Below are 14719 nucleotides of genomic sequence, written 5' to 3' on the forward strand. Positions count from 1 at the left end.
GCCATGACAAATGAGCTTCCCCCTCCCGCCCAATTGCTGCAAATCCTTTTTGGTTTTGCAGCCTCGCGTGCAATAGGCGTTACTGCCGAGTTAAGAATTGCTGACCTGTTAAAGGAGGGGCCAAAAACCGCGGAGGAGTTGGCGCAGGAAAGAGGTGTTCATGCCCGTTCGCTTTACCGCGTAATGAGAGCATGTGCAAGCATTGGTGTTTTTAGTGAAGACTGCAATAAAAAATTTTCACTAACACCATTAGCCGAACCATTGCTTAGTGATGCACCAGGTAGTTTACGTGCTTTTGCTGAAATGATAAACTGTGATTGGCAATTTCAGACCTGGGCGGAGCTTCCATACAGTGTGAGAACAGGCAAACCTTCTTTTGAAAAAGTTTTCGGGATGTCGTCCTTTGATTATTTCTGGAGCAATGAGAAAGCGGGAAAGGTATTCAATGATGCCATGACCAGTAATAGTTCATTTTCGAGTGTTGCGGTTTTGAATGCCTATGATTTTTCTTCCTTTACAAAATTGATAGATATAGGTGGAGGACATGGATTTTTATTAGCAACTATCCTGGGCAAACATGAGAAGTTAAAAGGCCTGCTGTATGATATGCCTGCAATAGTGGCAGAGGCGGAAAAGCTATTACAGCAGCATGGCGTCAGGGACAGGTGTGAAATAGAAGGAGGAAATTTTTTCGAGACTGTACCTGCAGGTGGTGATGCTTATATAATGAAACATATTATTCACGACTGGGATGATGAACAATGTATAACCATTCTCCAGAATTGCTGTAATGCAATGGCTGAGGGCAGTAAGGTGTTGGTTGTAGAGATGGTAGTACCAGAAGGAAATGAGCCATCCCTTTCAAAATTTCTGGATTTACAAATGTTACAGTTTTTGCCAGGCTGTGAAAGAACAGAAAAGGAATACATAGCGTTGTTTGATAAAGCCGGACTAAAGGTAACGCGAATAATACCTACTATGTCTCCGTTCAGTATTATTGAAGGAGTTAGAAAATAATATTGATGGAGAGCCGGAACAATATCACATTGCATGAAACAGAAAAGGATGATTTACATGCATTCTTTGAATTCCAGCTTGACGAAGAAGCAAATTATTTAGCTGCCTTCATGCCAAAGGATTCCCACGACAAAACAGCTTACATAGAGAAGCATACCAGGCATTTGGCAGACCCAACTATTAATATGCGCACCATAAAAGTAGATGGGGTGATCGCCGGTAGTCTGGCCAAGTTTATAATGGATAACGAGGCGGAGATAACGTACTGGATCGACAGAAGATTCTGGGGACAGGGAGTTGCAACATATGCACTAAAGGAATTTTTGAAAATTGAACAGTCCAGGCCCATTTATGGTCGAGTTGCATTTGACAATTATGGATCACAAAGAGTTCTGGAGAAATGCGGTTTTGTAAAAGTGGGAATGGATAAGGGATTTGCTAATGCGCGGCAGGAGGAGATAGAGGAATTCATTTATAGGCTTTCTGATCATTAAGGAATATAGCAGAAAGTACCCAGGCAGTCCAATTAACTCCAGAATTTGCCTATTGCAGTCAATATGTTACTTTTATATAATGAGCTATCAACAATACATAGAGATCAAGGCAGAAAAACGTTTCGGTCAACCTTGTATTATAAATACACGCATTACTGTATTTGATATCTTAACCTGGTTGGCTTCTGGAATGTCATTTAACGAGATTATTGAAGATTATCCTGAAATTAATGAGGAGCATATAAAAGCAGCCTTATCTTTTGCAGCTGAACGAGAACACGTACTTAGAATTGCTTCGTGAAATTGCAACCCTTCATGGACACCCTCCCAAAGTAATCTTATTAAAAACTGGCAATAGAAGGACGTCCAAATTGAGTAATTTACTACAAGAGAAAGCGCAATTAATTTTCTCATTCATATATGATAAGAACAACAACAACATTTCGTGTTTAGAAATTATTGAGTGATTTATTCAACGACCGGGCATATTCATAAAATTTATAGAGCCACATTTTGAATTATGAATCTTTGCGACAGAATTGTTACCAAAATTCCCTTAGAAATATTATGGACATCCGAGAATGAACTGGAATCGCAGCGGATTGATTATTTGACTCCTACTATTATCAGGGACTTATTAAAACAGGGAGAAGTTTATTTTATTGTTGCCGATGTTGGCCAAAAGCTACTTTGGATTCAACCTGCTGAATGCTACGAATTTTGGAAATCAGAAATTCATAAACATGTTGCAACCAATCTGGACAAAATCAATCTTGAAAACTATCCGGGCAACTATGCCTATATCGCAAGTAAGTGGACTTCCTACGCCCACAGACCAGTAGTATTACTGGAGAAAATACATTGATTGCATAACGTTATCACAAGTCGCAAAACACCTCGCACAATGTCTTAATCACACCTCATAGATTTTTCGGGCATATTTTAGATTTGACATGAAATAGATTTCTAAATATTCAAAACAGAAACTGCCATGTCATTTCAAGCATACCTTAATAACATTAAAGAAAAGACTGGTAAAGGTCCTGAAGATTTCAAAAAATTAGCAGAGAAGAAGGGCTTCACTAGGAATGGAGAATTAAAGCCCGGATTAAAGGCAACCGAAATTGTATCATGGCTTAAAGAGGACTTTGAATTAGGGCATGGTCATTCAATGGCGATCTATGCATTGCTTAAAGGAATGAAGAAAGAAAGCAGTAAATAAAAACTACATACAATGGCAGGCATCATTCATCGTGTAGGCATTAAGGCCCCACTCCAGGAAGTGTACAAGGCATTATCAACTGTAGAAGGTATTGCGGGCTGGTGGACAAAAGATACTTCGGGTATATCACAGCCAGGTGAAACAATTGTAGTACGATTTGTTTCCCCCGAAGGAATAGAACTTGGTAGTATGAACATGGTAGTTAAAGCGCTGGCCCCCGGGAAGAAAGTGCACTGGAATTTCACTGCCGGTCCGGAAGAGTGGATCGGCACCGATGTGATATTCGATCTGCATGAGGAAGGCGAGTATACCATTGTTCTTTTTGCCCACAGAAACTGGAAGGAGGAAGTTGAATTTATGGCACACTGCAGTATGAAATGGGGCGTTTTCATGTTGAGTCTGAAGGAGCTAGTTGAAACAGGCAAAGGCAAGCCGTCCCCCGATGATATTAAGATCGATAACTGGAATTGATAAAATGGTTCAGGTAAGTCAAATGGTTATCTTTGGAGTATGTCTATAACAAAAGAAGCTGAACTTATCGGAATGCAAAATGCCAGCGAAGCAGTTGCATATACGTTAAAGGAAATGAGGAACTATGCCCAACCGGGTATGACGACTAAGGAGTTAGACAATTATGGGGCAAAGATACTTTCCGATTACGGGGCAAATTCCGCTCCGTTTTTAACCTATAAGTTTCCGGGCTGGACATGCATAAGCGTGAACAACGAATTTTGCCATGGCATCCCATCTGACAAAAGAATACTGAAAGAGGGCGACCTGATAAATATTGATGTTTCGGCTGAGCTTAATGGTTATTGGTCAGACAATGGAGGATCGTTTGTACTGGGTGAAGATGTTAACGGACATCAGAAGCTTATTGACGCATCTAAGCAAATTTTGTATAAAGCGATTAACAATATCAAAGGCGGGGTGCGCATATCGGATATAGGTCATCTCATTGAAACAGAAGCTAAGAAACATGGATTTAAAGTAATTAAGGATCTGACAGGGCATGGAATAGGAAAAAGCCTTCATGAAGCGCCGGGCGAAATAGCCAATTACAGGGATCGTTTTAATAAAACAAGATTTAAGAAGAATTCTGTTGTAGCCATAGAGACATTTATATCCACCATTTCAACCTATACTGCTACTCTTAAAGACGGTTGGACACTGGTTGGTGACAAAGGGGGTTTTATGGCGCAGCATGAACATACGATTGTTGTTACTGATGGAAGTCCCATTATTCTTACTGAGATGAATGAGATTTGGAATTAGCGTGATCCAAGTCCAATCGATTAGCAATTGAAATAGGATTTCAAGCAATACATTACATACATATAACGGATCAACGCTATTTGCTTCAGCCTGTAGCGCATGGTAATTATTTTCGTTTCCATAGTTAAATTGGAACGTATGAATATCACCTACCCGCCCAAGATCCAGAATTGTATTGGGGAAACATTGATCTTTAAAGAGCTGGTTGCAGAACCTGATGGGGAGCGATTACTGGTTGAAAATTATGTGGTACCAGGGAAGGGCCCAGTAATGCATACCCATTGGTTGCAGGATGAATCCTTAATCTTTATGCGATGTATATTCCTATTCACATTGACATTTTTGCATTTTATTTCCCTTGCTCAAAATGCAGAAACAACCAGTATTAAAAGTGACAGTATAATAATGATAACGAAAAATCCTGCAAAGGGATTTCATCATGATATATATTGTTTATCCCGAAAGGAACGCAGCTAAATAAGAAGACCATTCTACTCGTGGAACCCAATAACACCGGGAAAATTTCTGACAGCGTAGAAGTACATAAAAAATACGCCATTGATTTAGCATCGGTGAGTTCTGTTGGAAATAATTTTTCTACTGAATTACGCATACCCTTGCTGGTTCCTATTTTCCCCCGACCAGCATCCCAGCCATTAATGTATACCCATGCATTGGACAGAGACGCAATGCTGGAAGAAGCAACGGATTTAAAGCGCCTCGACTTACAATTATTGGGAATGATTGCTGATGCGCAGAAGGTATTAAGCACTATGGATATACCTGTTGATAGCAAAATATTTATGAATGGGTTTTCGGCCTCTGGTACTTTTACCAATCGGTTTTCGCTTATACATCCGGATAAGGTAAAAGCATTGGCTATCGGTGGATTTAATGGAAAGCTAATGCTCCCTCAAAAACGATATTAATGGAGTTAAGCTCAACTACCCTATTGGGACAAACGATTTTTCTTCTATATCAGGGTATGGTTTTTACCTTGATGCATATAAGCAAATCCCTCAATTCATTTACATGGGGAAATTGGATGACAATGATGCCGTTCAGTTTGATGACGCATACAACGAAGAAGAAAGAAAGATCATTAATGAGAATCTTGGTAAGAGTGTGCAGGAAAGATATATTAAATGTCAGCAGATATATTCGGAGAAGAACCTAAATGCGATTTTTAACACTTACGAGAATGTAGGGCACTGGACTACATCTGATATCAATTTAGCTGTTATTAAATTCTTCCTCGCACAAATGCGCGGGAATTAAAATCTAACGATAACGTGGGGTTGCTGCATGCTATTCTTCCTAAAAAGGATTAAATTTATCTTATTCAGATAAAAATTAACGATTATGGCAATTCCTGATTTTCCAAATGGATTTGAGAGCTGGCAGAAGACGCACTTTGAAGTTGTAGAGGCTTTATGCTATCTGAGAGACCTTGAGGAAGATAAACAGCCTAAGAAATTTGCTGAATTTTTAGATCGGACTGCCACTGATGAAATGTACAATCTGGCACTTAAGCTAACCAACAAGTACGAGGAGCAAACGAAAGATAAGAAAAGAGAGCGCAATCTCTTTGATGAGATAGAAGAATTTGTTGCGCATGAGGTGAAGAGTTTATAAAGGCATTTAAGACTGGTGCTTTGGGGATTAGAAGGTTGAATCGATTTTAAATGAATATTAATGATAAGTAGACCTTTATTTTTAATCTTCCTTTTAATGGGATTATCTACAACTGTGAAATCACAACCAAAGCCATTTGTTCCAGCAGACTTTAAAGTTCCTGAAAAACTGGAAACCGCTCATTTCCGGGCGAGGATGCTTACCGTAAATGATGTCGTAAAAGATTATGAAGCTGTAATGACCAGTGTTGAGCATTTGCAGAAAAGCTATGCGTCCACAACATGGCCCACGCATCAATTAACGCTTGAGCAAAACCTGATTGACCTGGGATGGCACCAGAAAGAGTTTCAGATCAGAAGGTCGTTTGCCTATACAATAGTCAGTTTGGATGAGAGCCAGGTGATCGGATGTCTTTATATTAATCCGACAACAAAGGGTGATTATGACGCTAACATAACCATGTGGGCGAGGACAAGCATGCTTGATAAGGGGCTTGATGCAATACTCTTTAATTCAGTTAAACAATGGATTGCGAAAGATTGGCCTTTCAAAAAAGTTGCTTATCCGGGAAGAGAAATTAATTGGGAAGATTGGAGGGCGATGAAGTGAATATTTTTAATGCATCTTTTGGAAAACCAAATTTTTCAGGATGTGGAAACAGATTATTATAGCAACCATTATTGCAGGATGTCTTGATATAGCTGCTGCCTGATTTGGCCTGGCATTTCATTTTTTGATCGTGTTTGCCTGTGTGGTTACTTACTTCCTTTGTTATACAAGAATCAGGTTCCTGCAAAAAAGCATTTGGTTTAGTTCCTTGATCATCGCAGTCATTGCCTGGTTAGTTACTACCAGGATTGTAATCCCCCTAAGCAAGATCCAGCCGCCTGCATTTGATTTAAATAAAGCGATTGTTTCGATCCTCATTCTTTATTTCTGCGTTGGGGTCCCGATTGCTATTTCTGCTAAGCATCATTATTCAAAATAATTTTATGCGAAAGATCATTGCAGCAATCAATATGAGCCTTGACGGGTTTTGCGACCATACCGGGATGGTTGCGGATGATGAATTGCATGAGCATTATAATAACCTTTTAAGAAATGCAGGCATCCTTATATATGGAAGGATCACTTACCAGCTTATGGAAAGTTACTGGCCATCCGTAGTAAAGGAACCAACCGGTAATAAACCTACAGATGATTTTGCGGTACTGATTGATAATATACCAAAGATTGTGTTCTCCAGCACGCTACAACAAGTTGATTGGAAAAACACCATGCTTAAAAATGAAATTATTCGGGAAGAAATTGTTGGTCTTAAACTACAAGAAGGTAAGGATATTTTTGTTGGCAGTCCCGGCCTGATAAACGCTTTCATGCATCTCGACTTAATTGATGAATACCAGCTTGCTGTTCATCCGGTTATTGCAGGGAGTGGCTTGCAATTGTTTCAAGATATAAAAGACCGTATTAAGCTTAAGCTATTAAGAACCAAGGCAATTGGATCGGGGGTAGTATTTCTTTATTATAAACCTGATAAGGTTGTATTATGAAAAAGCTTATCCTTCTCATCGTGATTACTGCTTTTACAGTATTATGCAACGCACAAAAAACCGATAGCACTGAAGCTGAGATCCGGAGATTGGAGCAGAAAGTAGTGTCAGCCATTCTAAATGCAGATACAAATACACTCAAACAAGTTTGGGCTCCCGAATTTTTAGTTAACAATCCAAGAAATGATATTTCAGGAAACAGGGATACTGTTTTAATGATCCAGAAAGCAGGGATGATCAACTATAGTTCCTTTGAAAGAGTTATTGAGAGAATTCAGTTTCAGGACAACATCACTATTACAATGGGGTATAAAACATTTGTTTCCAGAAATGACATTCCCGGTGCAAAGGCGGGACAGCATTACAAAAGACGGTTCACGAACATTTGGATGAAGAAGAGTGGGAGCTGGCAGCAGATAGCAAGGCATGCTTCCATAATTTGCCAGTAATTATTAGTATCTTATTGGTGATAATAAACCGATCCTGCATCATGATTTAGAACAATTAATCTATTAACATGAGCAACACAATAATCAGTCAGTTCATTTCAGAATTTAATACTGAAGTTCCTGCCACCAGGAAATGTCTTGAAAGAATTCCAGAGAGGCTTTTTGACTGGAAGCCACATGAGAAATCCATGACACTTGGATACCTAAGTTTGTTAGTTGCTGAAATTCCTATGTGGATCACGGAGATGATAAAAACGCGGGAAATAAATTTCCAGAAATGGGGAACAAATTCTGATCAGCTCCCCCTGATTGAAAATATTAGTTCTACCCTGAATCATTGGGTGCATCATCGGGGTCAATTGATTGTTTATATGCGGTTGAATAATATTGCGGTTCCATCTATATATGGTCCTTCAGCAGATGAAAAGACATTTTAAATGGTAATCTATGTTTAAGGAGACTTATTATTTTGTGCGTAAGGCTATTCTGCTCCCTTTAATTATAGTACCGATAGTATCATATTCCCAAAGACCGAATATCATTTATATAATGACGGACGACCTGGGATATGGAGATTTAAGTGGCTATGGACGCAAAGACTATGCAACGCCAAATCTCGACAAGCTGGCGGGGCAGGGGATCAAATTTGTGAATGCATATTCAGCCGCGCCCGTTTGCACGCCAACGAGAACTGCGTTTATGACAGGACGTTATCCCGCAAGAATTCCTGTTGGATTAAAAGAACCATTGGTTAAAAGCAGGGAAGATAGTGCTGTAGGGCTAACTGCGGAAACTCCATCAATTGCATCTTTAATGAAAAGCGCAGGCTATGAAACTGCATTAATCGGCAAATGGCATCTTGGTTTTCAACCGCAACATAGTCCAGGCAGGAATGGGTTTGATTACTTTTTCGGTTTCCTTGCAGGAGCGGCGGATTATATCTCCCATAAAAGTGGTCACACCGGTCAACGTGCACATGATCTTTATGAAAATGATCAACCTGTTCATATGGAAGGCTATCTGACCGATCTGTTTACGCAAAAAGCTGTAGCATTTTTGGAGAAATCGCACAGTAAACCCTTTTTCCTTGCAGTTCATTTTAATGCTTCGCATTGGCCATGGCAGGGCCCTGGAGATAAAGCTTATGAAGATTCGGTAGACTTTACCAGCAATGGCTCCCCGGCAAAATATGCCGCCATGATGAAGAGTCTGGATGATGGCATTGGCATCCTGATGAAGAGTCTTGAGGATGCAAAATTGGCTGATAAATCCATTGTAATCTTTACCAATGATAATGGCGGCGAAAGATTTTCTGATAATGGAGGGCTTTCCCAATCCAAGATGTCATTATGGGAAGGAGGGATCCGGGTGCCTGCTTTTGTAAGGTGGCCGGGAAAGATCAAGGCCGGGACGATTACGGAGCAGGCAGCAATTACAATGGATTGGACAGCGACCATTTTAGCTGCCGGTGGTGCAAAGGCTACGGAAGCTTTTCCATTAGATGGGATTGACCTGATGCCAATTTGTTTAGGAAAGGCAGAGGTTAAGGATAGAACCTTTTATTGGCGAACATCGCAGCGAAGGAAGCAGAAAGCCATTCGGGATGGCAATTGGAAGTATATACAAGATGAGAAGGGGGAATATCTTTTTGATGTTTCAAAAGACCAGGCTGAAAAAAATGATCTGAAAGAAAAGTATAAGGATGTTTTTGATCGGTTGAAAATACAATATGGTGAGTGGGAAAAAACGGTACTTCCTCCAGGAGAAAGTTTGCAAATCCAATCCAGGCCAACTAACCTGGCACTTGGAAATAAATTCATAGATGCTTTCTATTCATTTAATCAGGACAGTTTAGGGTCCCTGCTTTCCGCTGCGAAGAAATCGAGATCAGGGATATTATTTTACCAGAAATGGGCAGCATGTGCCAATTATAAGGTTTTAGAGCGTTCACATTTTTTTGTCAGAAATGATAGTACAGTTGTATTTCCGGTTATGGTGAAAGATGATTTAATGGGTGCTCTTGCTATTGATTTTAATGTTACCGATACATTTCATGTTGTATTCAGGAATGACCAAATTGTTTCTGTGACAACATCATCAAATGACCTTCCGGAATACTATAAGGCAAGGGAATGGGTAAACAAGAACAGGCCGGATTTGGTTAAGAAACAATGTAATAGCAGCACAGATAAAGAGCTCACGCCTTGTGATTGTGTGTTAGGAATGATTAAAGGCTTCGGCGAATACACAAACAATAAGAAGAGGACAAAATAAATAGTTGGATAATGGATGGTTTTATGAATGGTTATACTGATGTGCATGGAATAAGAATGTATTATGAGATTTATGGCCAGGGGAAACCCCTTGTTTTGATACATGGCGGCGGCTCCACCATCCAGACAAATTTTGGTAAAATCATACCATTACTTGCTAAAAGCCGGCAACTGATAGCGGTGGAATTACAGGCTCACGGACGAACAAGTGATAGAAATGCAGATCTTTCTTTTGAGCAGGATGCCGATGATGTTGCCAGGTTTCTCAAAAACATGAACATAAGCAAGGCAGATATTTTTGGTTTCAGCAATGGGGGAACCACAACCTTACAAATAGCTATTCGCCACCCTGAAGTAGTTGATCATTTAATTGTAGGTTCAGCGTTGGCAAAAAGAAACGGCGTTCCAGAATGGTTTTGGGAATTTATGGAACAGGCAAAGCTGGAGAATATGCCGGAGCAGCTTAAAGAAGGGTACCTCGCTGTTGCTACTGATCCGAGTGGCTTACAAATTATGCATGACAGGGACGTAAAGCGAATGGTCAATTTTAAAGATATACCAGAGGAAGAAATAAAATCCATTAAAGCAGCAACCCTTATCATTACAGGCGATAAAGATATTATTAAACCCGAGCATGCTATTGAGCTGCACCGGCAAATTGCGAATTCAGCATTGGCAATAATTCCAGGTGGTCATGGAGAATACATTGGGGAAATAACAACATTAAAACCTGACTTTAAAGAAAGCGACCTTGTTATACCGATGATTGAAAAGTTCCTGGATAAATAGCAGGAGAAAATTAATTGCAATGAATCCTAAAAGAATGATAAGATTATTACCATCATTTTGCCTTCTGCTACTTGTTCACGCATCCCTCAATGCACAAAAACCAAGGGCAAGAGATATTGGAATCCCTTTTAATGGTACCACTGGAAAGTACAATGCAATTACTGATGTAAAGGGAATTGAAGTGGGCTATAGTACTATTATATCCGGGCAGGGGAAGAATATACTTGGCAAGGGCCCGGTGAGGACGGGTGTTACAGCCATATTACCAAGAGGCAGAAATAATAATCCTGTTTACGCTAACTGGTATTCGTTGAACGGAAATGGGGAAATGACGGGAACAACATGGATCACAGAATCAGGATTTTTAGAAACGCCCATCATGATCACAAACACTAACAGTGTTGGTGTAGTAAGGGATGCTGTGTTGAAATGGTTTGTTGAGAATCATTGGTATAAAGAGGATTTCTGGTACACTTACCCTGTGGTGGCAGAAACATACGACGGGTTTTTAAATGATATCTATGGTTTCCAGGTAAAGGAAAGTCACGCTTATGAGGCTTTGAATACTGCTTCTGCAGGTCTAGTTAAAGAGGGAAATGTTGGTGGTGGAACCGGAATGATGTGTCTTGGGTTCAAGGGTGGCACCGGAACTGCTTCCCGCATTATAAAACTTGGAGACTCAACCTACACAATTGGTGTATTGGTACAAGCCAATTTTGGAAGAAAATCATCATTGGTAATTACTGGTGTTCCTGTAGGCAGGGAGTTAATGGACACCTTGAATAACGAATTCAATTTACCTCCTCAATCTTACAGGCAGGAAGGAGATGGTTCAATTATTGTGGTAGTTGCTACGGATGCGCCCTTTCTTCCTCACCAGTTAAAGCGTCTGGCACAAAGGGTTCCGCTGGGCATAGGAAATGTGGGAGGGTATGGAACGAATGGATCGGGAGATATATTTATTGCATTCTCTACTGCGAACCCAGCGGCGTTCAACAGATTCGACTATGCAAAACTTGAAGTACTGCCAAATGATGCCATGGATCCTTTTTTTGAAGCAACGATACAGTCGGTGGAAGAGTCAATTATTAACGCAATGGTTGCAGCGGAGACAATGGAGGGAATCAACGGCAATAAATCTCATGCGCTTCCCCATAAACTGGTTATTGATTTATTAAGGAAGTATAAAAGGATAAAGTAGAAACTCCAAAATCAGCATATAATGAGGCAGGAAATTTCAGCGTATAACGAGCAGCAAACTCCGGCAGATAAGGATATTTGTGATAAGCTGGCAAATATTATAGATAAGGAACTGGTTGGTACGGAGAATAAGATCTGGCATGCCCATCCTGTCTGGTTTTTAGAGGGTAATCCTATTGTTGGTTATAGCAAACAGAAAGGTGGGGTAAGGCTGATGTTCTGGAGTGGCGCCGACTTTGACGAAGAGAACCTTGATGTAAGGGGAGAGAAATTTAAAGACGCCTCCATATTTTATAATAAGGTTTCAGAAATAATGGAGAGCGATTTGAAACGATGGTTAGAAAAGTCTAGGGTTATACAGTGGGACTATAAAAACATCGTCAAGAGGAAGGGAAGACTTGAAAGGCTTTAATTGTCAATAAACTAAAGTTAACCAGTAATATATGAAAACAACTCCCGAACATGATGAGCGCATTGCGAAAATGAGTTTCGCTTCGGTGTATCCCCATTATGTTACAAAGGTTGAGCGGAAGGGCAGAACGAAGGAAGAATTGCACCAGGTAATAGAGTGGTTGACGGGTTTCAATGACAAAATGATACAGGAGTTGATTGATGAGAAAGTTAGTTTTGAGACCTTCTTTCAAAAAGCAAAAATAAATCCGGGTGCCAGCCTAATTACTGGTGTGATCTGCGGGTACCGGGTAGAGGAAATCGAGAATCCTTTAACACAAAAAGCACGCTACCTTGATAAGCTGGTGGATGAACTGGCGAAAGGAAGAAAGATGGAGAAGATCCTGCGAAAAGTTTAATGAATAAAGTCAGCTTACTTTTAATATGAGACACATTTCCCCAAAGAAACCAATGCAAACTCCGCAGACACAGTAATGGTTTCTGAAGATGGTAAATATCTAGGGAAAGATAGAGATCCGTTTTGTTGGGGAACAAAATTGGATCAAAAGACATGAGTACGTTTATCAAAGAGAGTAAAGATGAAATAAAGTTTGAAATGCGTTATGAAGACTGGAGAAATGAATGATGAGAAGTTCTATCATGGAACGAAGGCAAACCTGAATATTGGGGACCTGATCGAACCTGGGTTTAATTCAAACTATGGAACGAGAAAAAAGGCCTCTTTTATTTACTTAACTGCCACATTGGATGCTGCTATCTGGGGAGCAGAACTTAGTATCGGTGAAGGTGCCGGAAGAATCTATATTGTTGAGCCTACCGGTCCTATTGAGGATGATCCCAATTTGACGGACAAAAAGTTCCCGGGAAATCCAACTAAATCCTACAGATCAAGGGATCCGCTTCGGGTTATAGGTGAGGTAAATGGTTGGCAAGGGCACCCGCCGGAGCAGCTTAAGGCTATGAAAGATCATCTTGATCGGCTTAAGGAATTGGGAATTGAGGCAATTGATTAATACAAGCTGGACAAATGAACGAAAATGAGGAAGGTATTTTGATATTTGATACTAAAACATTCACAAGTGCAAGATGGATAAAGTAAATATTGCAGAGAAGCTATCCCTGTTTCAGGATCATTGGAACCCAAGGATCGTTGGAGAACTGAATGGTCAGCATGTGAAGCTTGTGAAATTTAAAGGCGAGTTTGTTTGGCATAAGCATGATAATGAGGATGAATTATTCTATGTGTTGAAGGGAAGCTTTAGAATGGAGTATCGAGACAAGACTATTGAGATCAATGAAAATGAATTCCTGGTAGTGCCGAGAGGAGTAGAACACAGACCCGTAGCTGAGAGCGAAGTTTCGATAATGTTGTTTGAACCTGGTACCACAATAAACACCGGTGATCAAATATCCAATCTGACAAGGGAGAAGCTGGATTCAATTTAATGGATGTATGCAACACTCATTGGTTCCGGAAAATAAACAAAAAGTTCTCTTCCGCAAACAAAGACTATCATAATTGCCGGCGCTACAGGACAATTAGGTCAAAGAATAGCCCATCATTTATTAAATTCCAATCATCGGGTAATTGCATTGGTAAGAAAAGAAACTAATTCAACTAGCGCATCCCAGTTAGAAAAGCAGGGTGTTGTTTTATGTGAGGTGGACTTTAATGATCCATCTCAATTAGTTAGAGCATGCACAGGTGCGCATTGCATTGTTTCAGCTTTAAACGGATTGGAGGATGTAATGATTGATTTGCAAATGAATCTTCTTCATGCCGCTATTGATGCAGGCGTTCCTCGTTTTATTCCTTCTGATTATTGTATTAATTATACAAAATTACCTGACGGGAGTAACCGTAACCTGGATTTGCGGAGAAAGTTCAATGAGCAACTGGACAAAACACCGATTGAGGCAACATCTATTCTGAATGGCATGTTCACCGATCTGCTTACTGGTGAGGCTCCATTAATTCTGTTTGGACTTAAGCGCGTTATATACTGGGGTGATGCCAACCAGAACCTTGATTTTACCACTTTGGAAAATACTGCTGAATACACTGGACGTGCTGCTGTTGATGAGGCAACACCACGTTATCTTCGTATTGCCGGTGATGTAGTTAATGCAGAAGGATTGAAGGATGCAGTAACAGCGGCAACTGGAAATGGATTTAAATTATTAAGGGTAGGAGGTTTGGGTGGCCTTAAGACAATGATTAATATTACCCGAACAATTATTCCCAAAAAGGAAGAGGTCTTTCCTCCCTGGCAGGGCATGCAATACTTACACAATATGCTTTCCGGCAAGCCTAAATTTTCAGCTTTGGATAATGATCGGTACCAGGGTATTCGGTGGACTACTGTTCAGGAAGTATTGGCTAAAAGGTAATAGCTGGTTA

General features: G+C 40.2%; 23 protein-coding genes. All 23 read left to right on the forward strand.

What is annotated here, in order from left to right:
* Positions 1 to 3 precede the first annotated feature (3 nt).
* The 23 genes from HY58_RS08275 (at position 4) to HY58_RS08375 (ending at position 14709) form a co-directional block, all read left to right on the forward strand.
* Positions 4 to 1017, forward strand: coding sequence for a methyltransferase (locus HY58_RS08275; RefSeq protein WP_039130420.1), 1014 nt, complete (start codon positions 4 to 6; stop codon positions 1015 to 1017).
* A 5-nt stretch (positions 1018 to 1022) separates the two neighbouring features.
* On the forward strand, positions 1023 to 1511 hold the full coding sequence (locus HY58_RS08280) for a GNAT family N-acetyltransferase (RefSeq protein WP_039130422.1): 489 nt from the start codon (positions 1023 to 1025) through the stop codon (positions 1509 to 1511).
* 79 nt (positions 1512 to 1590) lie between these two features.
* Positions 1591 to 1812: a DUF433 domain-containing protein gene (locus HY58_RS08285; protein ID WP_039130424.1), complete on the forward strand. Its 222-nt coding sequence runs from the start codon at positions 1591 to 1593 to the stop codon at positions 1810 to 1812.
* On the forward strand, positions 1802 to 1978 hold the full coding sequence (locus HY58_RS20010) for a DUF5615 family PIN-like protein (protein WP_371197898.1): 177 nt from the start codon (positions 1802 to 1804) through the stop codon (positions 1976 to 1978). The genes HY58_RS08285 and HY58_RS20010 overlap by 11 nt, the downstream gene beginning before the upstream one ends.
* A 53-nt stretch (positions 1979 to 2031) precedes the next feature.
* On the forward strand, positions 2032 to 2376 hold the full coding sequence (locus HY58_RS08290; RefSeq protein WP_039130427.1) for a hypothetical protein: 345 nt from the start codon (positions 2032 to 2034) through the stop codon (positions 2374 to 2376).
* 126 nt (positions 2377 to 2502) lie between these two features.
* Positions 2503 to 2733 carry a DUF4287 domain-containing protein gene (locus tag HY58_RS08295; RefSeq protein ID WP_039130429.1) on the forward strand — a complete coding sequence of 77 codons (231 nt, stop codon included), beginning with the start codon at positions 2503 to 2505 and terminating at the stop codon, positions 2731 to 2733.
* Positions 2734 to 2745: 12 nt separating this feature from the next.
* Complete coding sequence (locus HY58_RS08300) at positions 2746 to 3204, forward strand: SRPBCC domain-containing protein (protein ID WP_039130432.1); 459 nt, start codon at positions 2746 to 2748, stop codon at positions 3202 to 3204.
* Positions 3205 to 3243: 39 nt separating this feature from the next.
* On the forward strand, positions 3244 to 4008 hold the full coding sequence (map, locus tag HY58_RS08305; protein ID WP_039130435.1) for a type I methionyl aminopeptidase: 765 nt from the start codon (positions 3244 to 3246) through the stop codon (positions 4006 to 4008).
* 449 nt (positions 4009 to 4457) lie between these two features.
* Positions 4458 to 4937 carry a hypothetical protein gene (locus HY58_RS19475; RefSeq protein WP_156123627.1) on the forward strand — a complete coding sequence of 160 codons (480 nt, stop codon included), beginning with the start codon at positions 4458 to 4460 and terminating at the stop codon, positions 4935 to 4937.
* A 103-nt stretch (positions 4938 to 5040) separates the two neighbouring features.
* Complete coding sequence (locus HY58_RS18835; RefSeq protein ID WP_052323958.1) at positions 5041 to 5286, forward strand: hypothetical protein; 246 nt, start codon at positions 5041 to 5043, stop codon at positions 5284 to 5286.
* 84 nt (positions 5287 to 5370) lie between these two features.
* Positions 5371 to 5643 (forward strand): hypothetical protein, encoded by a 273-nt coding sequence (locus HY58_RS08315; protein ID WP_039130437.1) that lies wholly within the window; start codon positions 5371 to 5373, stop codon positions 5641 to 5643.
* A gap of 96 nt (positions 5644 to 5739) precedes the next feature.
* Positions 5740 to 6252 (forward strand): hypothetical protein, encoded by a 513-nt coding sequence (locus tag HY58_RS08320; RefSeq protein ID WP_052323959.1) that lies wholly within the window; start codon positions 5740 to 5742, stop codon positions 6250 to 6252.
* 383 nt (positions 6253 to 6635) lie between these two features.
* Positions 6636 to 7196 (forward strand): dihydrofolate reductase family protein, encoded by a 561-nt coding sequence (locus tag HY58_RS08325; RefSeq protein WP_039130439.1) that lies wholly within the window; start codon positions 6636 to 6638, stop codon positions 7194 to 7196.
* Positions 7193 to 7645, forward strand: a complete 453-nt coding sequence (locus HY58_RS08330) for a nuclear transport factor 2 family protein (protein ID WP_039130442.1) — start codon at positions 7193 to 7195, stop codon at positions 7643 to 7645. Before HY58_RS08325 ends, HY58_RS08330 begins: the two co-directional genes overlap by 4 nt.
* Positions 7646 to 7713: 68 nt before the next feature.
* Positions 7714 to 8082, forward strand: coding sequence for a DinB family protein (locus tag HY58_RS08335; RefSeq protein WP_039130444.1), 369 nt, complete (start codon positions 7714 to 7716; stop codon positions 8080 to 8082).
* A 10-nt stretch (positions 8083 to 8092) separates the two neighbouring features.
* A complete protein-coding gene (locus tag HY58_RS08340; RefSeq protein WP_082022100.1) occupies positions 8093 to 9919 on the forward strand; it encodes a sulfatase-like hydrolase/transferase in 1827 nt (608 codons plus the stop codon).
* 11 nt (positions 9920 to 9930) lie between these two features.
* Positions 9931 to 10707, forward strand: coding sequence for an alpha/beta fold hydrolase (locus HY58_RS08345; RefSeq protein ID WP_039130446.1), 777 nt, complete (start codon positions 9931 to 9933; stop codon positions 10705 to 10707).
* 34 nt (positions 10708 to 10741) lie between these two features.
* On the forward strand, positions 10742 to 11908 hold the full coding sequence (locus HY58_RS08350; protein WP_039130448.1) for a P1 family peptidase: 1167 nt from the start codon (positions 10742 to 10744) through the stop codon (positions 11906 to 11908).
* Between the two features lie 21 nt (positions 11909 to 11929).
* Positions 11930 to 12319 (forward strand): DUF1801 domain-containing protein, encoded by a 390-nt coding sequence (locus HY58_RS08355; RefSeq protein WP_039130450.1) that lies wholly within the window; start codon positions 11930 to 11932, stop codon positions 12317 to 12319.
* Positions 12320 to 12350: 31 nt separating this feature from the next.
* Positions 12351 to 12716, forward strand: a complete 366-nt coding sequence (locus tag HY58_RS08360) for a DUF2200 domain-containing protein (protein ID WP_039130452.1) — start codon at positions 12351 to 12353, stop codon at positions 12714 to 12716.
* 204 nt (positions 12717 to 12920) lie between these two features.
* On the forward strand, positions 12921 to 13331 hold the full coding sequence (arr, locus tag HY58_RS08365; RefSeq protein ID WP_039130455.1) for an NAD(+)--rifampin ADP-ribosyltransferase: 411 nt from the start codon (positions 12921 to 12923) through the stop codon (positions 13329 to 13331).
* 73 nt (positions 13332 to 13404) lie between these two features.
* Positions 13405 to 13764, forward strand: a complete 360-nt coding sequence (locus tag HY58_RS08370) for a cupin domain-containing protein (protein ID WP_039130457.1) — start codon at positions 13405 to 13407, stop codon at positions 13762 to 13764.
* A gap of 72 nt (positions 13765 to 13836) precedes the next feature.
* Positions 13837 to 14709 (forward strand): NmrA family NAD(P)-binding protein, encoded by an 873-nt coding sequence (locus HY58_RS08375; protein ID WP_052323961.1) that lies wholly within the window; start codon positions 13837 to 13839, stop codon positions 14707 to 14709.
* Positions 14710 to 14719: the final 10 nt, after the last annotated feature.

This window comes from Flavihumibacter sp. ZG627 (genome assembly GCF_000814325.1).
In the GTDB taxonomy this organism is placed as follows: domain Bacteria; phylum Bacteroidota; class Bacteroidia; order Chitinophagales; family Chitinophagaceae; genus Flavihumibacter.